At 70.0% G+C, this 22,938-nt stretch carries 28 protein-coding genes and 1 tRNA gene; 16 read left to right on the forward strand and 13 right to left on the reverse strand.

The features are described from left to right. The first annotated feature begins 10 nt into the window (after nt 1-10). Together COA07_RS12405 and COA07_RS12410 are read left to right on the forward strand one after the other, a co-directional pair. Complete coding sequence (locus COA07_RS12405) at nt 11-670, forward strand: YggS family pyridoxal phosphate-dependent enzyme (protein ID WP_066708386.1); 660 nt, start codon at nt 11-13, stop codon at nt 668-670. Beyond that, complete coding sequence (locus COA07_RS12410) at nt 667-1,338, forward strand: HAD family hydrolase (protein WP_066708387.1); 672 nt, start codon at nt 667-669, stop codon at nt 1,336-1,338. The genes COA07_RS12405 and COA07_RS12410 overlap by 4 nt, the downstream gene beginning before the upstream one ends. Nucleotides 1,339-1,342: 4 nt before the next feature. Here COA07_RS12410 and ribA read toward each other — a convergent pair whose 3' ends face one another. The 7 genes from ribA to hemE form a co-directional block, all read right to left on the reverse strand. Then, complete coding sequence (gene ribA, locus COA07_RS12415) at nt 1,343-2,362, reverse strand: GTP cyclohydrolase II (protein ID WP_066708442.1); 1,020 nt, start codon at nt 2,360-2,362, stop codon at nt 1,343-1,345. A 35-nt stretch (nt 2,363-2,397) separates the two neighbouring features. Next, the gene (locus COA07_RS12420) at nt 2,398-3,180 is read right to left on the reverse strand and encodes an exodeoxyribonuclease III (RefSeq protein WP_066708388.1); all 783 of its coding nucleotides are present in this window, start codon (nt 3,178-3,180) and stop codon (nt 2,398-2,400) included. 224 nt (nt 3,181-3,404) lie between these two features. Further along, on the reverse strand, nt 3,405-4,019 hold the full coding sequence (locus tag COA07_RS12425) for a LolA family protein (protein WP_066708389.1): 615 nt from the start codon (nt 4,017-4,019) through the stop codon (nt 3,405-3,407). A gap of 82 nt (nt 4,020-4,101) precedes the next feature. Then, the gene (locus COA07_RS12430; protein WP_066708390.1) at nt 4,102-4,824 is read right to left on the reverse strand and encodes a TerC family protein; all 723 of its coding nucleotides are present in this window, start codon (nt 4,822-4,824) and stop codon (nt 4,102-4,104) included. A gap of 315 nt (nt 4,825-5,139) precedes the next feature. After that, on the reverse strand, nt 5,140-6,396 hold the full coding sequence (rho, locus tag COA07_RS12435) for a transcription termination factor Rho (RefSeq protein ID WP_066708391.1): 1,257 nt from the start codon (nt 6,394-6,396) through the stop codon (nt 5,140-5,142). Between the two features lie 188 nt (nt 6,397-6,584). After that, nucleotides 6,585-7,040 carry a CopD family protein gene (locus tag COA07_RS12440; RefSeq protein WP_066708392.1) on the reverse strand — a complete coding sequence of 152 codons (456 nt, stop codon included), beginning with the start codon at nt 7,038-7,040 and terminating at the stop codon, nt 6,585-6,587. After that, entirely contained in the window at nt 7,040-8,059 is a 1,020-nt protein-coding gene (gene hemE, locus COA07_RS12445; RefSeq protein ID WP_066708393.1) for a uroporphyrinogen decarboxylase, read from the reverse strand. The genes COA07_RS12440 and hemE overlap by 1 nt, the downstream gene beginning before the upstream one ends. A 315-nt stretch (nt 8,060-8,374) precedes the next feature. Between hemE and COA07_RS12450 the strand changes: the two genes are divergently transcribed. The 11 genes from COA07_RS12450 (at nt 8,375) to COA07_RS12500 (ending at nt 15,208) form a co-directional block, all read left to right on the forward strand. After that, on the forward strand, nt 8,375-9,208 hold the full coding sequence (locus tag COA07_RS12450) for a pyruvate, water dikinase regulatory protein (protein WP_066708394.1): 834 nt from the start codon (nt 8,375-8,377) through the stop codon (nt 9,206-9,208). A gap of 40 nt (nt 9,209-9,248) precedes the next feature. Then, nucleotides 9,249-9,797 carry a Maf family protein gene (locus COA07_RS12455; protein ID WP_066708445.1) on the forward strand — a complete coding sequence of 183 codons (549 nt, stop codon included), beginning with the start codon at nt 9,249-9,251 and terminating at the stop codon, nt 9,795-9,797. Next, on the forward strand, nt 9,794-10,606 hold the full coding sequence (locus tag COA07_RS12460) for a shikimate dehydrogenase family protein (RefSeq protein WP_066708396.1): 813 nt from the start codon (nt 9,794-9,796) through the stop codon (nt 10,604-10,606). Before COA07_RS12455 ends, COA07_RS12460 begins: the two co-directional genes overlap by 4 nt. After that, nucleotides 10,603-11,205, forward strand: coding sequence for a dephospho-CoA kinase (coaE, locus tag COA07_RS12465; protein WP_066708398.1), 603 nt, complete (start codon nt 10,603-10,605; stop codon nt 11,203-11,205). The genes COA07_RS12460 and coaE overlap by 4 nt, the downstream gene beginning before the upstream one ends. A gap of 10 nt (nt 11,206-11,215) precedes the next feature. After that, a complete protein-coding gene (gene dnaQ / locus COA07_RS12470) occupies nt 11,216-11,908 on the forward strand; it encodes a DNA polymerase III subunit epsilon (protein ID WP_066708400.1) in 693 nt (230 codons plus the stop codon). Nucleotides 11,909-11,964: 56 nt separating this feature from the next. Then, a complete protein-coding gene (hpf, locus tag COA07_RS12475; protein WP_066708403.1) occupies nt 11,965-12,555 on the forward strand; it encodes a ribosome hibernation-promoting factor, HPF/YfiA family in 591 nt (196 codons plus the stop codon). A gap of 34 nt (nt 12,556-12,589) precedes the next feature. After that, the gene (locus COA07_RS12480; RefSeq protein WP_066708405.1) at nt 12,590-13,057 is read left to right on the forward strand and encodes a PTS sugar transporter subunit IIA; all 468 of its coding nucleotides are present in this window, start codon (nt 12,590-12,592) and stop codon (nt 13,055-13,057) included. Beyond that, nucleotides 13,035-13,499, forward strand: coding sequence for a PaaI family thioesterase (locus COA07_RS12485; RefSeq protein WP_066708407.1), 465 nt, complete (start codon nt 13,035-13,037; stop codon nt 13,497-13,499). The genes COA07_RS12480 and COA07_RS12485 overlap by 23 nt, the downstream gene beginning before the upstream one ends. Then, the gene (locus tag COA07_RS12490) at nt 13,496-13,831 is read left to right on the forward strand and encodes a DUF1491 family protein (RefSeq protein ID WP_066708409.1); all 336 of its coding nucleotides are present in this window, start codon (nt 13,496-13,498) and stop codon (nt 13,829-13,831) included. Before COA07_RS12485 ends, COA07_RS12490 begins: the two co-directional genes overlap by 4 nt. Before the next feature lie 290 nt (nt 13,832-14,121). Next, on the forward strand, nt 14,122-14,652 hold the full coding sequence (locus COA07_RS12495; protein ID WP_342747665.1) for a cell wall hydrolase: 531 nt from the start codon (nt 14,122-14,124) through the stop codon (nt 14,650-14,652). Between the two features lie 64 nt (nt 14,653-14,716). Beyond that, nucleotides 14,717-15,208 (forward strand): MmcB family DNA repair protein, encoded by a 492-nt coding sequence (locus COA07_RS12500; RefSeq protein WP_066708413.1) that lies wholly within the window; start codon nt 14,717-14,719, stop codon nt 15,206-15,208. 19 nt (nt 15,209-15,227) lie between these two features. Here COA07_RS12500 and COA07_RS12505 read toward each other — a convergent pair whose 3' ends face one another. Further along, nucleotides 15,228-15,848, reverse strand: a complete 621-nt coding sequence (locus COA07_RS12505; RefSeq protein ID WP_066708423.1) for an ankyrin repeat domain-containing protein — start codon at nt 15,846-15,848, stop codon at nt 15,228-15,230. 69 nt (nt 15,849-15,917) lie between these two features. On the opposite strand from COA07_RS12505, the gene COA07_RS12510 reads away from it, so the two are divergent. The 3 genes from COA07_RS12510 to COA07_RS12520 are packed head-to-tail and all read left to right on the forward strand — an operon-like array spanning nt 15,918 to nt 17,637. Continuing rightward, nucleotides 15,918-16,505 carry an SCO family protein gene (locus tag COA07_RS12510; protein WP_096641187.1) on the forward strand — a complete coding sequence of 196 codons (588 nt, stop codon included), beginning with the start codon at nt 15,918-15,920 and terminating at the stop codon, nt 16,503-16,505. Next, nucleotides 16,493-16,936 (forward strand): YcgN family cysteine cluster protein, encoded by a 444-nt coding sequence (locus COA07_RS12515; RefSeq protein ID WP_066713800.1) that lies wholly within the window; start codon nt 16,493-16,495, stop codon nt 16,934-16,936. Before COA07_RS12510 ends, COA07_RS12515 begins: the two co-directional genes overlap by 13 nt. Continuing rightward, on the forward strand, nt 16,933-17,637 hold the full coding sequence (locus tag COA07_RS12520; protein WP_245842147.1) for a M48 family metallopeptidase: 705 nt from the start codon (nt 16,933-16,935) through the stop codon (nt 17,635-17,637). The genes COA07_RS12515 and COA07_RS12520 overlap by 4 nt, the downstream gene beginning before the upstream one ends. On the opposite strand, the gene COA07_RS12525 is transcribed toward COA07_RS12520, so the two are convergent. The 5 genes from COA07_RS12525 to COA07_RS12545 form a co-directional block, all read right to left on the reverse strand. After that, complete coding sequence (locus tag COA07_RS12525) at nt 17,598-19,805, reverse strand: transglycosylase domain-containing protein (protein WP_096641124.1); 2,208 nt, start codon at nt 19,803-19,805, stop codon at nt 17,598-17,600. The genes COA07_RS12520 and COA07_RS12525 overlap by 40 nt on opposite strands. A 61-nt stretch (nt 19,806-19,866) precedes the next feature. Beyond that, on the reverse strand, nt 19,867-20,967 hold the full coding sequence (locus tag COA07_RS12530; RefSeq protein ID WP_096641126.1) for an NAD(P)/FAD-dependent oxidoreductase: 1,101 nt from the start codon (nt 20,965-20,967) through the stop codon (nt 19,867-19,869). After that, the gene (locus COA07_RS12535; RefSeq protein ID WP_066713369.1) at nt 20,949-21,635 is read right to left on the reverse strand and encodes a methyltransferase domain-containing protein; all 687 of its coding nucleotides are present in this window, start codon (nt 21,633-21,635) and stop codon (nt 20,949-20,951) included. Before COA07_RS12535 ends, COA07_RS12530 begins: the two co-directional genes overlap by 19 nt. Continuing rightward, complete coding sequence (locus COA07_RS12540; protein WP_066713372.1) at nt 21,632-22,705, reverse strand: type III polyketide synthase; 1,074 nt, start codon at nt 22,703-22,705, stop codon at nt 21,632-21,634. The genes COA07_RS12535 and COA07_RS12540 overlap by 4 nt, the downstream gene beginning before the upstream one ends. Nucleotides 22,706-22,782: 77 nt before the next feature. Then, nucleotides 22,783-22,869: transfer RNA gene (locus COA07_RS12545), tRNA-Leu, on the reverse strand. Between the last annotated feature and the right edge of the window lie 69 nt (nt 22,870-22,938).

Genomic DNA, 22,938 nt, shown 5'->3' on the forward strand with positions numbered 1-22,938 from the left:
AGCGCCCCCGATGACCCCCGACGACCGCCTGTCCGCGATCCGCGACCGTATCGCCCGCGCCGCGCGCCTCGCCCGCCGCGACCCGGCCGAGGTGACGCTGATCGCCGTCTCCAAAACCCATGACGCGCCCGCGATCCGCCCGTTCCTGGCCGCCGGCCAGCACGATTTCGGTGAGAACCGCGTGCAGGAGGCGCAGGCCAAGTGGCCGGAATTGCGCGCCGAATTTCCCAACGCGCGGCTCCACCTGATCGGCCAGCTGCAATCGAACAAGGCCGCGGACGCGGTGGCGATCGCCGATGCGATCCACAGCGTCGATCGCCCCTCGCTGATCGCCGCACTGGCGCGCGCGATGGACGCGACCGGCCGCCGCCCCGCCTGCTTCCTTCAGGTCAATATCGGCATGGAGGAACAGAAGGGCGGCTGCGCGATCGCCGACGTGCCGGCATTGCTGACGGAGGCACGTGCCGCCGCGCTGCCGATCGCCGGGCTGATGGCGATTCCGCCCGCCGGGTTGGACGCCGCGCCCTATTTCGCGCTTCTGGCGAAAATCGGGCGTGATGAAGGGGTTACGGGGTTGAGCATGGGCATGTCGGACGATCTGGATACCGCGGTGACGCTGGGCGCGACGCACATCCGCGTCGGCTCCGCCCTGTTCGGGGCGCGCGCGTGACCGGCTCCCGCTTCGCCGCGCTGCTGTTCGATTTCGACGGCGTGCTGATCGAAAGCGAGGCGAGCGGCAACCGCCATATCGCCGACTATCTCACCGCGATCGGCCACCCGATCAGCGCCGAGGAATCGATGGCGCGCTTCATGGGCCGGTCGGGCGCGGATTTCCTGCGCGAGATGGAAGGCTTCCTGGGCCGCCCCGTCCCCGACGATTTCCACGACGCCCGCGTGGTCGAAAACGAACGCTGCCTTGTAGAGGGGATCGAGGAGGTGGCCGGCGCGGTACGCTTCGTCCGGTCGCTCCCCGCCGGCCTGCCGCGCGCGGTCGTCTCGTCCAGCCGCGTGCACTGGATCGCCACGCATCTGGCGCATCTGGGCATCGCCGACGTGTTCGGCGACCACCTGTATTCCGGGACCGAGCATGTCGCCAACGGCAAGCCCGCGCCCGACCTCTACTTCCTGGGCGCCGACAAACTCGGCGTGCCGATCGAACGCTGCGCGATCATCGAGGATTCGCCCGTCGGCGCGACCGGCGCGGTCGCCAGCGGCGCGTTCGTCATCGGGCTGGTCGCCGGATCGCATTGCGCGCCCGACCATGCCGACCGCCTCCGCGCGATCGGCGTCCATGCGATCGCCCGCGATTTCGACGAGGTCGCCGCGCTGCTGGCGTGACGCGCTACAGCTGGTGCCCGGTGCGGTCGCGCTTGGTCGCCAGATAGCGTTCGTTGTGCGGATTGGCGGGCAGCGCATGCGGCACCCGCTCCGCCACCGCCACGCCGGCCGCTTCCAGCCCGGCGACCTTGGCGGGGTTGTTGGTCAGCAGCCGCACCCGCACCTGCCCCAGCAGCTTCAGCATCCGGGCCGCCACGCCGAAATCGCGCGCGTCGATCGCGAAGCCCAGCCGCGTATTGGCGTCGACCGTGTCGAACCCCTGATCCTGCAACGCATAGGCGCGCAGCTTGTTGACCAGCCCGATCCCGCGCCCTTCCTGCCGCAGATACAACAGGATACCCCAACCCGACGCCTTGATCGCGGCGATCGCGGCATCCAGCTGCGGCCCGCAATCGCATTTCAGGCTGCCCAGCACGTCGCCGGTCAGGCATTCGCTGTGCAGCCGCACCAGCGGCGCACGGCCATCGGGCGTCCCGATCACCAGCGCGACATGTTCGTCGGCGCTTTCGGGGGAGCGGAAGGCGACGATCTCGGCATCCTCGGCCTGCGCCACCGGTAAGCGCGCGCGCACCGCGATCTGCAACCGCACCGCATCCTCATGCGCGTCGATATCGGCGACATCGACCGTCACATCCGGCGCCGCATCGCCATCAATGAAGAACGCCGGCAGCAGCCCCGCGACACGCGCCAGCCGCAGCGCCGCCGCCAGCGCATGCGGGCGATCAACCGCGATGGTGCGGAACGGCCCCTTGAGCGGCGTGGCCAGATCCAGCTGCGGATCGGCCAGCGCGGTCGCGGTGGCCATGTCGAACCACGGCGCGCGGTCGATCACCACCGGCAGGTCGGGGTCGGCGGCGGCGCGCTGATTGGTCAGCTTCAGCGTCTCGGCCCGCCCGCTGGAGATCAGCAGCGCGTAATCGCGGCCGAATGCCGCCAGCCGCCCGGCGTCGGCGGTCTCGATCGCCAGCAGCGTCACCGGCGGTTCGCCCGGGGCGGCGATCGCGATCGGCCAGCCGCGCCGCATCGCGTCGATCGCGCGGGCCGTGGCGCGCGCGTCGCTCACCACGCGAACTCGGTCATGATCGGCACATGGTCGGACGGTTTCAGCCAGCTGCGGCACGCCTCGAACACCGTATGCGCGGTCGCGCTCTTCGCCACGTCGCCGGTCGCCCACATATGGTCCAGCCGCCGCCCGCGATCGTTCTTCGTCCAGTCGGGCGAACGATAGCTCCACCAGGTGTGCAGCCGCGCCGGCGCCGGGTGGAAATGCCGCCCCAGGTCGACCCAGTCGTTCGACGCCTTCAGCCGGTCGAGCGCCTCGACCTCGACCGGGGTGTGGCTGACGACCTTCAGCAACGCCTTGTGGCTCCACACGTCGCTGGGCAGCGGGGCGATGTTGAAATCGCCGGTCAGGATCGTCGGGCAGTCGAGCGTTTCGGACCAGCGCGTCATCCGCTCGACGAAGTCCAGCTTCTGCCCGAACTTCGGATTGACGTCGCGATCGGGCACGTCGCCGCCCGCGGGCACGTAGACATTCTCCAGCCGCACCCCGCCCGGCAACCGCACGCCCAGGTGCCGCGCCTCGCGATTGGCCTGCCAGTCGAGCCGGTCGTCGGCCTCCACGGGCACGCGGCTGACGATCGCGACGCCGTGGTGCATCCGCTGGCCGTGCAGCAGGACATGATCGTAGCCCAGCGCATGGAAGGCCGCGATCGGGAAGTCCGCGTCGACGACCTTGGTTTCCTGAAGGCACAGCACGTCGGGCTGCGCCTCGCGCAGGAACTGCTCGACGATGTCGAGGCGGAAGCGGACCGAGTTGATGTTCCAGGAGACGATCTTCACGCCGCGGTGGTTAGACCGGGGACGGTTCATCGACAAGCCATGCAGCCGATACGGAAAGGCCCTCGCTCCGGGGGCAAGGAGCGAGGGCCGACCTGGCGTTCGTCACGCAGGCGGGAAGCGGGGGTCGGGCAACAGGGGGAAAATCCCGAAACGGCCCCGCGACCGCAGATTGCTTTTAGGTAAGCGTAGCTGTCGCCCCGATGAACGGAACTGGCAGTATCCGTTCAGCCGGCGCGCCCCTGCCGGCGCGGGTCGGTCCAGCGGAATGCCGCATCGTCGACGGGCACGTTGAACTTCTGGTCGGTCAGCCGGATCGTGGTACGGTTACCCTGGCTGTCCAGCGCGACCCAGCCCTGCAGCATCAACCCGGCGGGCGCATTCGCCTGCCGCGCGAACACCAGGGTGATCCGCCCATATTGCGGGCGGCTGGGGTCGTACGCCTCGACCGACACCACCCCCGGCGCGTTAGACGGCACGATCTTGGCAAAGCGCGTGATGTCGCGTTTCGGGTCGAGCAGCACGCCCAGCGGCGAATTGCCGATTGGCCAGCGTTGCACCTGCCGCACCGAATAATCGATGAAGGTCAACGCCTTGCCATCGCCGACGATCAGCAGCGGCACGCCCTTTTGATACTGGAAGCGGATCTTGCCCGGCTTCTTCAGCGTCAGCGTGCCGGTCAGTACCTGATTGTTGCGATCGGTCTGGCTGAACGCGGCGGTCATCGATTCGACGCCGGACAGATGCCGCTGCACCGCGGCTAGATCGGGATTGGTCTGCGCCGTGGCGACGGGGGCGACGATCACCGTCGCCGCCGCCAGCGGCAGAAGGAACTTCGACATGCGGTCTCCGAAAATTACCGGCCCGCCTGATGCGGGTACGGCGTTGAACGCGCACTGAACCCGCGAATGTCCGTGCCGCGCGTCAGCTGAACAGCGTGACCAGCCCCGGCGTCGTCTCGGCCCCCACCCAGCCTTCGTAGATCATGCGGAACGCGACGAAGACGATCACCGCCAAGCCGACATAGGCGATCCAGCGATAGCGATCGATGATCCGCGCGATGAAATTGGCCGCCAGCCCCATCAGCGCCACCGACAGCAGCAGGCCGATGACCAGGATGCCGGGATGCTCGCGCGCCGCGCCGGCCACCGCCAGCACGTTGTCGAGGCTCATCGACACGTCCGCCACCGCGACCGCCCAGGCGGCGGCGGCGAAGCTCTTCGCCGGCTTCAGCCCCGACGCTTCGTCGCCGGCGATCTCGGCCGATCCCTCGTTGTGCGCACCGGCGCGAATCTCGCGCCAGAATTTCCAGCTGACCCACAGCAGCAACAGCCCGCCGGCGAAGATCAGCCCGACGATCCCCATCAGCCACGTGACGATCAGCGCGAACAGGATACGCAGCACCAGCGCCGCGCCGATGCCGATCAGGATCACCTTGCGCCGCTGGTCGGACGGCAGACCGGCCGCCAGCGCACCGACGACGATCGCATTGTCTCCCGCCAGGACCAGGTCGATCATCAGCACCGATCCGAACGCCGCCAGCGCGGCCGGATCGGACAGGTTGGAGAAGTCGGCGACGATATGCTGCCAGATGTCGCCCAGCGATCCCGGCCCCTGGATGGGCGCGGCGGCGGCGGCCGCGATCATGGCGATGAGGCTCAAGAAGGTCACTCCCGGTAGCGAACGGCATCAATGATGCGGGCGGGATAACGTTCCGGGCGCGAAATGCCATGGGACCGAGGGCGGAAATCGTCATGAAGAGGGGTCGGCCCTGCCATGGCCCCATCATCCGACCTGTATAAAATCCCGTCCGTCATGCCGGACTTGTTACGGCATCCATGTTTCCGCGAACGCACCAGCCGTTGCTTGTGCGGCACCATGGACCCCGGCCTTCGCCGGGGTGGCGGAAGGAAGACTGCCAGCACGAGTCCCGCCGCACCACGCGGCAGGACCCACGCGCGGTTACTGGTTCATCGAATCGAAGAAATCCTCGTTGGTCTTCGAATCCTTCATCTTGCCCAGCAGGAATTCCATCGCGTCGACGGTGCCCATCTGCATCAGGATGCGGCGCAGCACCCACATCTTGGACAGTTGGCCCTTCTCGACCAGCAGCTCTTCCTTGCGGGTGCCCGACTTGCCCACGTCGATCGCCGGGAAGATGCGCTTGTCCGCCACCTTGCGGTCCAACACGATCTCGGCGTTGCCGGTGCCCTTGAACTCCTCGAAGATCACCTCGTCCATGCGGCTGCCGGTGTCGATCAGCGAGGTCGAGATGATCGTCAGCGACCCGCCTTCCTCGATGTTGCGCGCCGCGCCGAAGAAGCGCTTGGGCCGTTGCAGCGCGTTGGCGTCGACACCGCCGGTCAGCACCTTGCCCGACGAGGGCACGACGGTGTTGTACGCGCGGCCCAGGCGGGTGATGTTGTCGAGCAGGATCACCACGTCCTTCTTGTGCTCGACCAGGCGCTTGGCCTTTTCGATCACCATTTCGGCGACCTGGACGTGGCGCGTCGCCGGTTCGTCGAAGGTGGACGACACCACCTCGCCGTTCACCGTGCGCTGCATGTCGGTGACTTCCTCGGGCCGCTCGTCGATCAGCAGCACGATCAGGAACACCTCGGGGTGGTTCGCGCTGATCGCCTTGGCGATGTTCTGCATCATGATCGTCTTGCCGACGCGCGGCGGGGCGACGATCAGGCAGCGCTGGCCCTTGCCGATCGGGGCGACGACGTCGAGCACGCGGCCCGACTTGTCCTTGATGGTGGGGTCTTCGATTTCCATCTTCAGCCGCTCGTCGGGGTAGAGCGGCGTCAGATTGTCGAAGTTGACGCGGTGGCGAACCCGGTCGGGGTCCTCGAAATTCACGCTGGTGAGGCGGGTCAGCGCGAAATAGCGTTCGCCGTCCTTCGGCCCGCGGATCTCGCCCTCGACGGTGTCGCCGGTGCGCAGCCCGTGCTTGCGCACCTGGTTGGGGCTGACATAGATGTCGTCCGGCCCGGCCAGATAGTTCGCCTGCGCCGACCGCAGGAAGCCGAAGCCGTCGGGCAGCACCTCGATCGTGCCCTCGCCCATGATCTGCTCGCCGTTCTCGGCCTGGACCTTCAGGATGGCGAACATCAGGTCCTGCTTGCGCAGCGTCGAGGCGCCCTCGACACCGAGTTCCTCGGCCAGCTGCACCAGCTCGGCCGGCGCCTTCTTCTTCAGGTCTTTCAGATGCATCTACGGGGTGTCCGATATGATCGGGGTGTCAGGGGAAGCTCGGCCGGCGATGGAGAACGCTCGAGAAACGAAGCTGTAGAGGAGGCGACGCGCCGGGGACCCGTCTGCGCCGTGGGCGCGACGTAGGATTCGCGATCCTCTTAGTCAAGCATCTTGGTCGGTCGCATCGTGTCCGAACGAGGCGCCGATCAGAACGGCTTCACGATCACCAGCACGACGATCAGCACCGCACCGATCGCCGGCACCTCGTTCAGCATCCGCAGCGTGCGGTTGGCGACGGTGGCCTGCCCGCGCGCCAGCTTCTTCGCATAGCCGACCGCCCAGCCGTGATACGCCGACAGCAGCAGCACCAGCGCCAGCTTGGCATGCAGCCACCCCAGCCCCGGCACCCCGTCCGCGATCCCCGCGTTGAACGCCAGCGCCAGGCCCAGCACCCAGACGACGATCATCGCCGGGGTCAGGATGATGCGCCGCAGCTTGGCCTCGCGGTCGATCCAGCGCGCTTCCTCGGCCGGATCGCCCAGCCCTTCCTGATGATAGACCAGGTAGCGCGGCAGCATGAACAGCCCCGCCATCCAGAAGATCACGAAGATCACATGCGCGGCCTTCACCCAGTCATAGGTGGCGCCCAGGAAACCGGCCATCATTCACCCCTTACCCGCGCCACCAGGCGCTCGACATGCGCGATCGGGGTATGCTGCCCGATCCCGTGGCCCAGATTGAAGACGTGCGGCCGTTCCGGGAACGCCGCCAGCACGCGGTCGATCCCGCGGTCCAGCGCCTCGCCCCCCGCCAGCAGCGCGAGCGGATCGAGATTGCCCTGCACCGGCAGCCCGGTGGGCAGGACGGCATCGGCCCAGGCGGGGTCGACCGTCTCGTCCAGCCCGATCGCGTCCACGCCCGTCCCCGCGGCATAGGCGGGCAGCTTGCCCCCCGCACCCTTCGGAAAGCCGATCACCGGCACGCCGGGGCAACGCGCGCGCAGGCCCTCGACGATGCGGCGGTTGGGCGCGATCACCCAGCGGTCGAACTGCTCGGGCGACAGGCTGCCGGCCCAGCTGTCGAACAGCTGCACCGCCTCCACCCCCGCGGCGATCTGCCCCGCCAGATAGTCGATCGTCATCGCCACGATCGCATCGACGATCGCATCGAACGCCGCGGGATCGCGATAGGCGAGCGTGCGCGTCACCTCCTGGTCGCGGCTGCCCTGCCCGGCGACCATATAGGTCGCGACCGTCCACGGCGATCCGGCGAACCCCAGGAAGGTGACGTCCGCGGGCAACTGCGCCGCGACGCCGCGCACCGTGGCATAGACCGGGTCGAGCCGCTGCGGCACCGCCGCCAGCGTCGCGAGCGCATGGTCGACCAGCGCGGGCGCCAGCCGCGGCCCTTCGCCGGCCCCGAACGACAGGTCCTGCCCCAGCGCCCATGGCACCATCAGGATGTCGGAGAACAGGATTGCGCCGTCGAAGCCGAAGCGGCGGATCGGCTGCATCGTCACCTCGGCTGCCGCCACCGGATCGGTGGCCAGCGCCAGGAAGCCGCCCTTGTCCGCCCGCAGTGCGCGATATTCCGGCAGGTACCGCCCCGCCTGGCGCATCAGCCACATCGGGGGGCGGGCCTGGCGATGGCCCTTCAGGACGCTGAGCAGCGGCTTGTCCACGATCGGCGACCGTTCCTTCTTCCTATTAAGAGATTCTTAAAGGGATTGTTGATGATGATGGCGGGTGAGTTGCGGGGCTTATGCGTTCGCCCCGGAAATGCCAACAGCTTGACGCGGGGGTCGCCCTCGCGAAGCGGCGGATTCGGCGCCGATCATCCCCGTTATCCACAGGCTGTGGACGAATGGCGCGGCTGGGGACGGGATTGTGGATGGAATCGCATCCATCCACGGTCGGATCGCTCGCTTGGCCGCGCGGCGAAGTTGCGCTAGCGCCTGTCCCCATGTTGTCCACAGATCGGCCCCGCTGACCCGCTGATGGTCCGGCTTCACCTCCACCTCCTCTCGGATTCGACTGGCGAGACGCTGGAGAACATCGCCAAGGCCGCGCTCGCGCAATATGACGATGTCGAGACGGTGCGCCATTTCTGGCCGATGGTGCGCACCGAAATGCACCTCGACCGCATCCTTCAGGAAATTGCGCAGAACCCCGGCCTCGTCATCTTCACGCTGGTGAACCCGGCAACGCGCGCGGCGCTGGAAAACCGCTGCCGCGCGCTGGGGCTGCCGACGGTCGCCCCGCTCGATCCCGTCAACGACGCGCTGTCGATGCTGCTCGGCCAGCAGGCGAAGGCGCGGCCGGGGCGCCAGCACGTGCTGGACGCGGCCTATTTCGCGCGCGTCGATGCGATCCAGTTTACGATCGCGCATGACGACGGCATCGCGCACGAGGATTGGGAGGAGGCCGACATCGTGCTGGCCGGGGTCAGCCGCTCGTCGAAGACGCCGACCTCCATCTATCTCGCCAATCGCGGGTTCAAGACCGCGAACATCCCGATCGTCGTCGAAAGCCCGCCGCCGCGCTTCCTGTTCGAACTGAAGAACCCGCTGGTCGTCGGGCTGACCACCAGCGCCGACCGGCTGATCCAGGTGCGGCGCAACCGGCTGCTGTCGCTCAACCAGGCGGCGGAGACCGATTATGTCGATCAGGATGCGGTGGCGCGTGAGATCGCCTTCGCGCGGCGGATGTTCGCGGACAATGGCTGGCCGATGATCGACGTCACCCGCCGCTCGATCGAGGAAACCGCCGCCGCGATCATCGCGCTGGTCAACGAACGCCGCGGGCAGGCGCCGCGCGCGACGGGAGAATGACGTGCTGATCCTGGCGTCCCAGAGCGCGTCGCGCACCGCGATGCTGTCCGCCGCGGGCGTGCCGTTCACCGCCGAACCCGCGCACGCCGACGAGGGGGCGCTGAAGGCCGCGATGGCCGGCGCCCACCCGCGCGAGGTGGCCGATGCGCTGGCCGAGCTGAAGGCGCTGAAGGTTTCCGCGCGCCATCCGGGCCGGCTGGTGCTGGGGTCGGACAGCCTGGCGGTGCTCGCCGACGGCGCGATCCTCGACAAGCCGACCAGCCGCGACGACGCGCGCGACCATCTGCGCCGCATGTCCGGTGCGCGCCACGATCTGGTCAGCGCGGCGGTGATCGCGGAGAACGGCCAGCCGGTGTGGCGCGTGGTGGACAAGGCGAAGATGTTCGTCCGCCCGCTGTCCGATGCCTTCATCGACGCCTATCTCGACGCCGAATGGCCCGCGATCGCCGGCTGCGTCGGCTGCTACCGGATCGAGGGGCCGGGCGCGCAGCTGTTCGCGCGGATCGACGGCAGCCAGTTCACCGTGCTGGGAATGCCGCTGCTCCCGGTGCTCGATTACCTGCGCGTGCGAAAGGTGCTGCCGGCGTGACCCAAGCCTATGCCGAGGTGATCGGCGATCCGATCGCGCATTCCAAATCGCCGCTGATCCACGGCTTCTGGCTCGAAAAGCTCGGCATCGCCGCCGACTATCGCGCCACCCGCGTCGCGCCGGACGATCTGGCCAGCTTCTTCGCCGCGCGTGCCGACGATCCGGCGTGGCGCGGCTGCAACGTCACCGTGCCGCACAAGGTGGCCGCGCTCGATCACGTTCCCGATCCCGGCGGGCTGCGGGCGTCGATCGGCGCGATCAACACCGTGTTCCGCGACGAAGGCGGCGCGCTGGTCGGCACCAACACCGATGCCGCCGGCTTCGTCTCGCCGATCGCCGGGCTGGACCTGGCCGGGCGACCCGTGGCGGTGGTCGGCGCGGGCGGCGCGGCGCGGGCGGTGCTGTTCGCGCTGGCGCGGCTCGGCGTCGGGCGCGTCACTTTGCTCAACCGTACCCCGCTTAAGGGCGCCGCCCTGCTCGCGCAATTCGGGCTGAAGGGCGATGCCCTGCCGCTGACCGCGCGGCTGCCGGCGGCGGCGCTGCTGGTCAACACCAGCGCGCTGGGCATGGCCGGCCAGCCGCCGCTCGACCTCGACCTGTCGCCGCTGCCCGACGATGCGGTCGTGTACGACATCGTCTACGCCCCGCTCGAAACGCCGTTGCTCGCGGCGGCGGCGGCGCGCGGGCTGGATACGGTCGACGGGCTGGAGATGCTGGTCGGACAGGCCGCGCTGGCGTTCGAGCTGTTCTTCGGCGCCGCCCCCCCGCGCGACCATGACGAGGAATTGCGCGAACGGCTGCTGGCATGACCCGCCCTGTCCTGCTGGGTCTCACCGGGTCGATCGGCATGGGCAAGTCGACCGTGGCGCAGATGTTCGCCGACGAAGGCGTGCCGGTCTTCGACGCCGACGCCGCGGTCCACCGCTTGCAGGGGCCGGGCGGCGCGGTCGTCGCCGCGATCGAGGCGCGCTTCCCCGGCACCACCGGCGCGAACGGCGTCGATCGCGCGGCGCTGGGCGCGGCGGTGCTGGGCGACGATGCCGCGATGAAGGCGCTGGAGGCGATCGTCCATCCCGCAGTGGGGGCCGAACGCGCGGCCTTCCTGGCGCGCCACGCCGCTGCGCCGCTGGTCGTGTTCGACGTGCCGCTATTGTTCGAAACCGGCGGCGACCGGGGCGTGGACAAGGTGGCGGTCGTCTCCGCCGCGCCCGACGTGCAGCGCACGCGCACGCTCGCCCGCCCCGGCATGACCGCGGCGAAGTTCGATGCGATGCTGGCGCGCCAGCTGCCCGATGCCGACAAGCGCGCGCGCGCCGACTGGGTGATCCCCACCGACGTGCCGCTGGACGAAACGCGTGCGGCGGTCCGGCGCGTGATCGCTTGCGTGCGGGGCGGTGAGGGCGGATAACGGTACGACCATGCGCGAAATCGTCTTCGATACCGAAACCACCGGGCTCAGCTTCGCGGGCGGGGACCGGATGGTCGAGATCGGCTGCGTCGAACTGGTCAACCGCTGCGAAACCGGGCGCACCTTCCACGCCTATTTCCATCCCGAACGCGACATGCCGGAGGAAGCGGCGCGGGTGCACGGCCTGCGCATCGACTTCCTGTCGAAACATCCGGTATTCGCCGCCGGGGTCGACGGGCTGCTGGAGTTCATCGGCGATGCGCCGCTGGTCGCGCACAATGCCGGATTCGACTTCTCCTTCCTGAACGGAGAGCTGGAACGCTGCGGGCGCGACCCGGTATGCCGGTCGCGGATGGTCGACACGCTGCAGATCGCGCGTTCGCGCCACCCCGGGGCGAAGCACACGCTCGACGCGCTGTGCAGCCGCTTCGGCGTCGACCGGTCGCATCGCGTGCTGCACGGCGCGCTGCTCGACGCGCAATTGCTGGCGCAGGTCTATGTCGAATTGCTGGGCGGGCGGCAGATCGGGCTGGGGCTGGTCAGCGAGGCGGCGGCGCCGGTCGTCGTCGCCGCCACCCCCGCCGCGCCGCCGCGCGCGCGCCCGTTGCGCGTCTTTTCCGCACCGCCCGAGGAACTGGCGGCGCATGCGGCGTTTGTTCAGAAGATAAAAGAACCGTTGTGGGGGACCGCGGCGTCCGGTTGACGCCGACGTACCGGCGATAAGGGGCCTGGCCGGTGCGACGACATGGAGAGCAGCTTATGGATATCCGGGTTTCAGGTCATCAGGTGACGATCGGCGATGCGCTGAAGTCGCACGTGCAGGACCGGCTCCAGGGTATCGCGGACAAATATTTCGCCCGCGCCATTTCCGCCGAGGTCACCTTCGGCAAGGGTCCGCACGATGCGGGCTTCAAGTGCGACATTGTCGCGCACGTCACGCGCGGACTGGTGCTGAAGGGCGGGCATGGCGCACACGACGCGCATCTGTGCTTCGACGGCGCGGCCGACAAGATCGAGAAGCAGCTTCGCCGCTACACCCGCCGGCTCAAGGATCGCTCGCCCGCCCATGCCGAGATCGCCGCGGAGCAGGACCGCAACGGCTATGACAATGCCGGCTATACGCTGTTCGCCGAGCCGGTGGACGAGGAGGACGCCGGCGATGCGCCGCTGGTGATCGCCGAAACCCGCGTCGACGTTCCCGACGCCAGCGTGTCCGATGCGGTGATGATGCTGGACCTGCGCAATACCCAGGCATTGCTGTTCAAGAACGCCGGCACCGGCTCCTACAATATGGTCTATCGCCGCGGGGACGGGACGATCGGCTGGGTCGAACCGCAGCGCGGCGGATGATGCCGTCCCTGCCCCTTTCATAGAAACGATGTCCATGACCGACCTGAGTGACCTGCTCATGCCCGAGCTGGTCGCCGTGGACCTGTCCGCGGCCTCCCGTAAAAGCCTGTTTCCCCAGCTCGGCGGCCTGATGGCCCCGGCGCTGGGGCTGGACCCGCGCGCCGTGGCGGAGGCGCTGGCGGCGCGGGAGAAACTGGGGTCGACCGGCTTCGGCGGCGGCGTGGCGATTCCGCATGCGCGCGTCGCCGGGCTGGACCGGATCGTCATCGGGGTCGCGCGGCTGGCGCAACCGGTTGATTTCGACGCGGTCGACGATCGCCCGGTCGACGTCGTGGTGACGATGCTGTCGCCGCCGCGCGCCGGCGCCGAACATCTCAAGGCGCTGGCGCGCGTGTCGCGGCGATTCCGCGACCGGCTGTTCGTCGAAAAGCTGCGCGGGGCGGGGTCGCCCGACGCCATCTACGCGCTTCTGGCATCGGATGTCGGCCGTGACGCCGCCTGAAGGGGCAGAGGCGCATTATCGCGCGCTCGAATCGCTCTATGCCGCGGCGCCGATCAACCGTTTCTTCGAATCGCGGCTGGCGATTCCCGCGGCGGGCGAATCGCGCATCCACTTCACCGTGGACCAGCGGCATTTCCACGCCGCGGGCGCCGCGCACGGCACCAGTTACTTCAAGATGCTGGACGACGCCGCCTTCTACGCGTGCAACAGCCTGGTCACCGATCGCTTCCTGCTGACCACGCAGTTCAGCCTGCTGCTGACCCGTCCGATGGGCGAAGGGCCGGTGGTGGCGGAGGGGCGCTGGATCAGCGGCCAGCGCCGCGTGTTCGTCGCCGAGGCGCGGCTGGTCGCCGCCGATGGCGAGGAAGTGGCGCGCGGTACCGGCACGTTCATGCGTTCGCGCATCCCGCTCGCCACGCTGCCGGGCTACGCCGCCGGGTGAGCGCGCGGCTGCCCACGCACCTGTCGGTCGCGGCGCTGCTGCGGCGGGTCAACGATTCGGGCGGGATGGCGATGGTGCGCGCGTCGGGCGACGCGGCGACCGGTGCGCTGCTGATCCTGATCGAGGAGGGGCGGCACATGCGCGCGATCGAGCGGATGCGCGGGCTGGACGATCGCGACTCGATGGTGGCGTGCGGCCCGGCGAGCGGCGAGGAGCGCGAGGTCGAGGATTATTGGCGCGCCCGCCGCGCGCGCGATCCCGATCTGTGGGTCGTGGAACTGAGCGTCGCAGGCGCCGAACGGTTCGTCGCTGAAACGATCCTGTCAGATTGACCCTGTTAACTTCTGTCGGGAATAGGCGGCGCATCGTGTTTCGCGTTGTGCCGCGCCGGTGTGCGATATCGGACGGTGACGCAGTCGGGGGGAAATCCGGGCGATCCTGGGGGCTTTAACGCTTCACCGGCGATCGTTTCCGCATACCCACCGCATATCGTTGTTGTCGAATGTCGTTTGCCTCGCGCGTCGCTACCTTTGCCGCGCTTTCTCTTTCGCTGGTCGGGATGATCGCCCAGAGCTCCGCTGGCCTGGCCGCGGAGTCGCCCACGCTCCCTACCACCGCCTCGGTGAACCAACTCGCCGCTCCGGCGCCGGTTCCCGCCCCGATTCCCGCGATCGTCGCCACGACGACCCCGCTTCCCGCCGATGCCTCCGCCACTCCGTCCGACGACGTCGAGGAAGAGGTCGCCTATCCCACCCTCGCCGCCGCCGTCGCCGATCAGTCGGTGCCGTCTAACGCCGGCGACGACCTGCGCTGCCTGGCCGGCGCGATCTATTTCGAATCGCGCGGCGAACCGCTCGCCGGCCAGCTCGCCGTCGCGGAGGTGATCCTCAACCGCTCGCAGTCGCGCCGCTTCGGCGGCAGCGTGTGCGACGTCATCACCCAGCGCGGCCAGTTCTCGTTCGTTCGGGGCGGGAAGATCCCCACCGCCCCGGTCAACAACGACTGGCGCACCGCGGTCGCCGTCGCCAAGGTCGCGCTGAAGAACGCCTGGGAAAGCAACGCGTCCGAGGCGCTGTATTTCAACGCCCGCCACGTCGGCGGCCCGTCGCGGGTCAAGGTCGCGGCGATCGGCAACCACATCTTCTATCGCTGAACCGGTCGCGCGTCGCGCGGACAGGCTTTGCGTCTGTTCGCATGATGTTCTATCCGGGGCGGCGATGCTGACGACGCCCCCCTCCTGCCTCGATCCCGCGTCCGATACGCTGTGCGCCGCCGATGTCGCGCGCGGCGTGACGCGGATGCTGCTGCGCCACGAACTGACCGCGATCGGCGAGGTGCCGCTCGACGGCGGCCGGCGGGCCGACCTGATGGCGATCGACGCGCGCGGGCAATTGGTGATCGTGGAGATCAAGGTGTCGCGCGCCGACCTGCTCGGCGATGCCAAGTGGCAGGATTATCTGGCGCATTGCGACCGCTTCTACTGGGCGGTGCCGGCGGGGTTCGATGCCTCGCCGATCGACGGCGCGGCGTTCCTGCCCGAACGTACCGGGCTTATCGTCGCGGATCGCTACGATGCCGCGATCGTGCGCGAGGCGCGGACCGATCCGCTCCCCGCGCATGTCCGCAAACGCTGCACGCTCGCCTTCGCGCGCCGCGCCGCGCGCCGGCTGATCGCCGCGCACGATCCGGAGGCGGTGCAGGGGTTCTGACCCCACCCGCCCGCCGGGTTCAGCGCAGTTTCGGCCCCGCCACCGCGCGCACCGCCTGCTTGGGCGTATCGTCCAGCAACTTGGCGATCGCGGTCGCGCGTGCGTCGCGCGTGGCATAATCGCGCGCCGACAGGCCCGCGACATTGTCGGTCTGGTCGGGGTTGCCCCCCGCCGCCAGCACTTCGCGCACCAGCGTCAGGTCGCGGCGCTGCACCGCGCGGATCAGCGGCGTTTCGCCGCTGCCGTTGGCCAGGTTCGCATTCGCCTTCGCGGTCGCCAGGATCTTGACCATTTCCGGCTGGCCGGCCTGCACCGCCAGCAGCATCGGCGTGTCGCCGTGCCCGTCGCGGATGTTCGGGTCGGCGCCCTTGGCCAGCAAATAGCGCAGATACGCCGAATCGCCGCGCTTCACGACGATGTGCAGCGCGCCTTCGCCGTTGGTGACGTCACGCGTGTTGATGATCGTCTGCCCCGGCTGGTCCAGGATCGCGATCACCGCATTGCCGTCACCCTTCCGGACCGCGTCGAGGAACTTGTAGCTTTGCGACTGCTGCTGCGCGGCGGCCGGAGTGGTGAGGGGGGCGGCGCAGGCCAGCAGCAAGGCGGCGCCGAAGAGCGGGCGGAGGGAGCGACGGAACATAGGCCTCGATCGTTGCAGGCGGGGTTGCGCGCCACCCTATAACGCATCACATCTGGCGCCGCCATGAACATGCCCATCCCGTCCGCGGGTCGCCGGGTCGCCGCCGCGCTTGCGCTGGCGCTCGCGGCCTGTTCGGCCCAGCCCGCCGCCACCCCGCCGCTGGCGGGGGCGCGGATCGGCGGGCCGTTCACGCTGACCGACCAGAACGGCCGCACCGTCACCGACCGCGATTTCGCGGGCCGCTATCGTATCGTCTATTTCGGCTATACCTTCTGCCCGGACGTGTGCCCGGTCGACGTCCAGAACATCTCCGCCGCGCTGAAGCTGGTGGAGGCGAAGGATGCGGCGCTGGGCAAGCGGATCGTGCCGATCTTCATCACTGTCGATCCCGCGCGCGATACGCCGGCGGTGCTGAAACAGTTCACCGCCGCCTTCCACCCCCGGCTGGTCGGGCTGACCGGCAGTGCGGAGGCGATCGCGAAGACCGCCAAGGAATATGGCATCTATTATGCGCGCGGCGCGGGCACTGCCGACGGCTATATGATGGATCACAGCCGCCAGATCTATCTGTTCGATCCCGACGGCAAGCCGCTCGCGCTGCTGCCCGAAGGCCCGCCGCAGGCGATCGCGGACGAGGTGACGAAATGGGCGCGCTGACCGGCCGCTTCTGGGAAGACGTGCCGCTGGGCAAGCTCGACCGCGCGCAGTGGGAAGCGCTGTGCGACGGCTGCGGCAAATGCTGCCTGCACAAGCTGGAGGATGAGGAGACGGGCGAGCTGATCGCCACCAACGTCGCCTGCCGCCTGCTCGACCGGCGTAGCGGGCAATGTTCCAACTATCGCCACCGCCGCGCGTTCGTCAGCGAATGCGTGCGGCTGACCGCGGGCAACGTCGATTCGATCGACTGGCTGCCGTCGACCTGCGCCTATCGCCTGCGCGCCGCGGGGCTGCCGCTGCCCGACTGGCATTATCTGGTATCCGGCGATCGCGAGGCGGTGCATCGCGCGGGCGAATCGGTGCGCGGGTGGACGATCAGCGAGGATGACGCCGGCGACCTCGAACATCACATGGTCGACCGCACGCTGTGACCGCCGGGCTGGAGGATGGCGACGTCGATGTCGTGCGCCATCCCCGGGCGCGCCGCACCAAACTGTCGTTCGATCCGGTCAGCGGGCGCGCGCGGCTGACGCTGCCGCCGCGCGCGTCGCTGCGGCGTGCGCTGGACTGGGCGCGCGGGCAGCGGGAGTGGATCGAGCGCCAGCGCGCCTTGCTGCCGTGCCCACGCCCGTTCGTCGCCGATGCGGTAGTGCCGGTGGAGGGCGTCGACCGCCATATCGTCTGGGACGCTGCCGCCGGGCGCCTGCCGCGGCTGGACGGGGATCGCCTGGTCGTCGGCGGTCCGGCGGAGATGGTGCCGCGCCGCGTCGCCGCCTGGCTACGCCGCCACGCGCTGGCGGTGCTGGCGGACGATACCGCCTTCTACGCCGCACGCGCGGGGGTGGAGGTGACCACGGTGACGGTCGGCGATCCTCGCGGTCGCTGGGGCAGCTGCGCCGCGCATGGCGCGATCCGCTACAGCTGGCGGCTGATCCTCGCGCCCGCCGACGTGCGCCGCGCGACCGCCGCTCATGAAGTGGCGCACCGTGTCCACATGAACCATTCGCCCGCCTTCCACGCGCTGGTTGCGACGCTTTACGGCCGCGATCCCGCGCCGGAGCGTGCGTGGCTGCGCGCGCACGGCGCGGCGCTTCACTGGTTCGGGCGTTCGGGCGGGGTGCGCGGCGGCTGAGCGCGCGCCGGGTCGCGGCCCGCGTCACGCCCCTGATCCCGGCCCTGATCCCGGCGGCCCGCGCCCTGGCCCTGGCCGGTCACGCGATCCAGCCAGTCCTGGTCCAGCCGCTCGCCCCCCGTGTCGGGCGGCGCCAGGTCGTCGCGCGGGCGCTGCGGCTGTTGCAACGGCTGCTGGATACCGGCGTTCGGCGGCAGCGGCCCGGCCGGGCGGTCGGGATAATAATCCTGGTCGCCGGCGGGCGCGCGGGGCGCATCCATGGGGAGCGGATTTCCGTCGTCGTCGACGAAGCTCATATTGTCGGGCGCGCCGTAATAGCTTTCCGCATCCGGCTCCAGCTGCGCCTCGGGCAGCGTCACCTGCGTGTCGAACTGCTCGATCGGCCGGCTGGCGACCGCCGCCTTCATGAATTGCGCGAAGGCGCGCGCCGGGGCGGTGCCGCCATGCAGCCCGGCGATCGGCCGGGCATCGTCGCGCCCCATCCAGATTCCGGTGGTCAGCCCGGAGGAGAAGCCCAGGAACCAGCCGTCCTTGCTGCTGGTGGTGGTGCCGGTCTTGCCCGCCACCGGCCGCCCGATCTGCGCCGCGCGGCCCGTGCCGGTGTTGACCGCAGTCTGCAGCAGGTCGGTCATCTGCGCCGCGACGGTGGGCGCCACCAGCACGCGGCTGCGGTCCACCTCATGCGTGTAGATCGTCTCGTTGTCGGCGGTGACGCGGGTGATGCCGAACGGCGCGACGTCGACGCCCTTGTTGCCGACGCTGGCGAAGGCGTGCGTCATGTCGATCAGCCGCACGTCCGACGTGCCCAGCACCATCGACGGGTGGGTGTTGACCGGCGTGGTGATGCCGAACCGGCGCGCCATGTCCGCGACGGTCTGGAACCCCACCGCCTGTCCCAGCTTCGCCGCGATCGTGTTGAGCGAATAGGCGAAGGCGGTGCGCAGCGTGACCTCGCCCGAATTGCGGCGCGAATCGTTGCGCGGCGACCAGCCGTCGATCGTCACCGGCTCGTCGATTTCCTTGTCCTCGGGCGTGCGCCCGGCTTCCAGCGCGGCCAGATAGACGAACAGCTTGAACGCCGATCCCGGCTGGCGCTGCGCCTGGGTGGCGCGATTGTAGATCGAGCTGACGTAATCGGTGCCGCCCACCATCGCGCGCACCGCGCCGTCGCGGTCGATCGCGACCAGCGCGCCCTGCGCCCCCTTGGGCACGTTGGCGCGGATCGCGGCATCCGCCTCGCGCTGCATCGCCGGGTCCAGCGTGGTCCACACCTCCAGCGGCTTGACCGTCTCGTCGATCAACAGGTCCAGCTGCGGCAGCGCCCAGTCGGTGAAATAGCGCACGCTGTTCTGCCGCGCGGGCGGTGCCAGCTTGACGTCACCCGGGTCGGCGCTGGCGGCCTGCGCCGACGTGACGAAGCCGTTGCGCACCATCTGCTGCAGCACGACGCCAGCGCGCCCCTTGGCGGCATCGGCGTCGGCGGTGGGGGAGTAGTTGGACGGCGCCTTGACCAGCCCTGCGATCACCGCCGCCTCGGCCAGGCTCAGCCGATCGGCGCCATGGCCGAAGAATTTCCGGCTCGCCGCATCGATCCCGTACGCGCCGCCGCCATAATAGACCTTGTTGAGGTACAGTTCGAGAATCTGGTCCTTGTCGAACTTGCGCTCCAGCGCCAGCGCGAGGATCCATTCGCGGAATTTGCGACCGAATTTCTTCTGGTTGTTCAGGAAGATGTTGCGCGCCAGCTGCTGCGTGACGGTCGACCCGCCCTGGACCCAGCGGCCGCGTTCCATGCGGATCATCACCGATCGCGCGATGCCGATCGGATCGACGCCCAGGTGGCTGCGGAACCGCCGGTCCTCGACCGCGATCGTCGCGTCGCGCATCACCGCGGGGATGCGATCGTACGGCAGCCACTCGCCATAGCTCGGCCCCAGCGACACCAGCACCGAACCGTCGGCGGCGTGCACGCGGATCATCTGCCCGTTGGGGGAGGATTTCAGGCTCTCGAAACTCGGCAGCTGCGACCGCGCGATGAACACCGCGGTCACCAGCGCCCCCAGCCCCAGCACCGCCAGGAACGCGGAGATCTTGACCGCCAGCATCAGCCGGCGGCGCCATGCCGGCGGGGCGGCGGTACGGGTTGTGGAGGAACGGGCGCGGGCCATGTCGTCGCCCTTGGCGGATAGAGGCTTAGGCGATGGTTAACAAGATCTATGCGGCGCGTGCCTATCGGCCCGCCCGGTCGATCCGCGTCAGCGCCGCGACCAGCGGGATCACCCGCCCCGCACGCGCGGCGGGCAGCAGCAGCGCGGCGAGCGCGGGGCGCTCGGCGACGCGCCACACCGCGCCGGCCCAGCCGAGCGGCGCGGCGGCGCGCCGTGCGAACCCGCGCTGCCACGCCGGCGCGCCGGCCGACCCGTCGCGCAGCCAGGCGGCGGCCGCCGACGCGCCGCTCGCCACCGCGATCCCGATCCCCTCGCCCGCCAGCGACGGGATCACCGCCGCTTGATCACCCAGCCGATAGCGCCCCGCCGTCCCCGCGGTCGCGCGCCAGCCATAGGGCACGTTGGCGATCGCATCGCCCGCGCCCCCGCCGTCACCCACGAACGCCAGCCGATCGGCCAGCGCCGGCGCCTCCGCCGCCAGTTCGCGCAGCAATGCTGCCGGATCGCCCGCCGCATCGAGTCGCGAGCGGCGGATCGCCATGCAGACATTGGCGCTGCCGTCCTCCTGCAACGCGATTCCGACATAGCCGCGCGCCACCAGATGCAGCTCGATCGCGCCCGCCACCATGTGCGTGAGCGCGGGCGCGGGCTGGCAGCGCCAGCGCAGCCCCAGCGTCGGATCGTCGCCGCGCGCCGCCGCCGGACGCGCCGCGCCGCGTACGTCATGCTTGCCGCTCGCCAGGAACAGCGCCTCGCCGGTCAGCGTCGCGCCATCGGCGGTGCGCACGCCCGCATCGTCGATCGCGCGCACCGTCACCCCGCGCTCGATGCGCGCCCCCGCCGCACTCGCCACATCGGCCAGCACGGTGTCGAGCCGCCGGCGCGATACCGCCAGCGCGGGGGCGGGCAGCGGCGCCTCCACCATCCGCCCCGCGGCGAACAGGCGCACGATGCCGATTCGCGCCGGGTTGAGCGCGTCGGCGGCGACGCCCAGCCGCTCCAGCGCGGCCAGCGTCCGCCAGCTCAGGAACCCGCCGCACAGCGCATCGGGAATATCGCGGTGCCGCTCGATCACCTGCGGCGCGGCGCCCGCGCACGCCAGCACGATCGCCGCGCTGGCGCCCGCCGGCCCGGCGCCCAGGATCAGCGGCGCTCGACGCACAGCCGGAACGGAAAGGCGCGGTGGATACGCGCGTCGGTAATGCCCGCCTCCGCCAGGATCGGCGGCCATTCGCCGGGGCGATAGCTGCGCGCGATCGACAAATGCCCGTCGTGCCGCACGATCGGGTGCCAGCGGAACAGCGCCGCCAGCAGCGGCCAGCCGCGATAGGCGAAGCCATGGCGGTGCAGGTCGTTGACCAGCCAGCCGGCCCGCGCATGGCGCTGCATGAAGCGCAGGAAGGCGACCAGCTGCGCATGCGTCATATGGTGCGCGACCAGACTGGACAGGATGATGTCCCACGGCTCGTCCGCCAGATCGGCATAATCACCGGTGCGCCAGTCGATCGCGATGCCCGCCGGGGTATGCGCGCGCGCCGCCGCCTCGCTGCGCGGGTTCAGGTCGATGCCGACCAGCTCGAACGCGATGCCGCGCCGCTCGCCCCAGCGCGCGATCCGGCGCAACATGTCGCCGTCGCCATACCCGACGTCGAGCACGCGATACCGCCCGCCCGGGCGGCAAACCCGGCGCAGGAACGCCAGCGTCGGGCGCGCCGCCATCGTCACGACGTTCACCCGCGCCAGATCGGCGACGACATCGGCATAGGTGGCGGCGGGCAGGTCGTCCGCGTCCATCCATTCCTCGGCCAAGGCGCGCGTCGCCAGCGTCACGGCGCGGCATGCCCGAACGCAAAGCCTTCCGCCGCCAGCCCCGGCCCGAATGCCAGCGCGACGCCGCGCTCCACCGGCGGCCCCGCCAGCACGCGCGCCAGCACGAACATCAGCGTCGCCGACGACATGTTGCCGTTATCGGCCAGCACCGCGCGCGACGCCGCCAGCGCCTCCTCGTCCAGCGCCAGCGCCTGCTGCACCGCGTCCAGGATCGACCGGCCCCCGGCATGGACCGCCCAGCCGTCGACCGCCGCGCCGCCGGTGATCGCGGCGACCAGCGCGGGGTCGCGCAGCGCGGCGGCGATCCGCCCCGGCACTTCGCCCGACAGATGCATCGCAAAGCCGCGATCGGTGATGTCCCAGCGGATCAGTGCAGCCGAATCGGGCAGCGTCGCGACGAACGGCGCGCCGATCGCGATGCCGTGCGCCTCGGCGCTGACCAGTGCCGCCGCCGCGCCGTCGCCGAACTGCAGCATCGCCAGCAACGGCTCCAGCGCGCCGACCGCCTGCAGGTGCAGCGTCGACAGCTCCACCGTCACCACCAGCACGCGCGCGGCGGGTTCGGATCGCACGATATGCCGCGCGGTGCGCAGCGCGGCGACCGCGGCATAGCAGCCCATGAACCCCACCAGCGTGCGTTCGACCGCCGGGGACAGGCCAAGGCGCGCGGCGATGATCTGGTCGATCCCCGGCGCGACGAAGCCGGTGCAGCTGGCCACCACCAGATGGGTGATGCCGTCGACCGGCGCGCGCGTCGCCAGGTCGGCGATCGCCGCCAGCGCCAGTGCGGGCGCCGCCTCGGCATAGATCGCCATCCGCGCGGCGGTGCCGGGCAGCGGATCGACCGCGTAGAAGCCCCCGTCGTCGACCGGCGATCCCGGCGCGGGCGGCAGCACCGACCAGCGATGCCGGATACCCGATCGCGCCGCCATCCGCTCGAACAGCTGCGCCTCGCGCACCGGCAGCCGCGCGCCGGCCCAGCGGCGGAACGCGTCATGGATATCGTGCGTCGGCACGGCGGTGCCGATCGCGTGGATATGCGGGGTGGTGCCGGGGGCGGGCGGGTTCATCGCTGCGGACAACGCGCGGAACCCGCGTCAGGGGGCATGCGCCCCGTGCCATCGCCGCCGGTCACATGCCGGCATTCTGGTGCGGCCGAGAAGACTCGAACTTCCACGTCCTTTCGGACACAACGACCTCAACGTTGCGCGTCTACCAATTCCGCCACGGCCGCACGTGATGACCACCGGGCAGCGCCGGGGTTTGGCAGGGACGCGCCCCTAGCATCGCCACCGGGGGCTGG

The sequence above is a fragment of the Sphingomonas adhaesiva genome (assembly GCF_002374855.1).
GTDB classification, from domain to species: Bacteria; Pseudomonadota; Alphaproteobacteria; order Sphingomonadales; family Sphingomonadaceae; genus Sphingomonas; species Sphingomonas adhaesiva.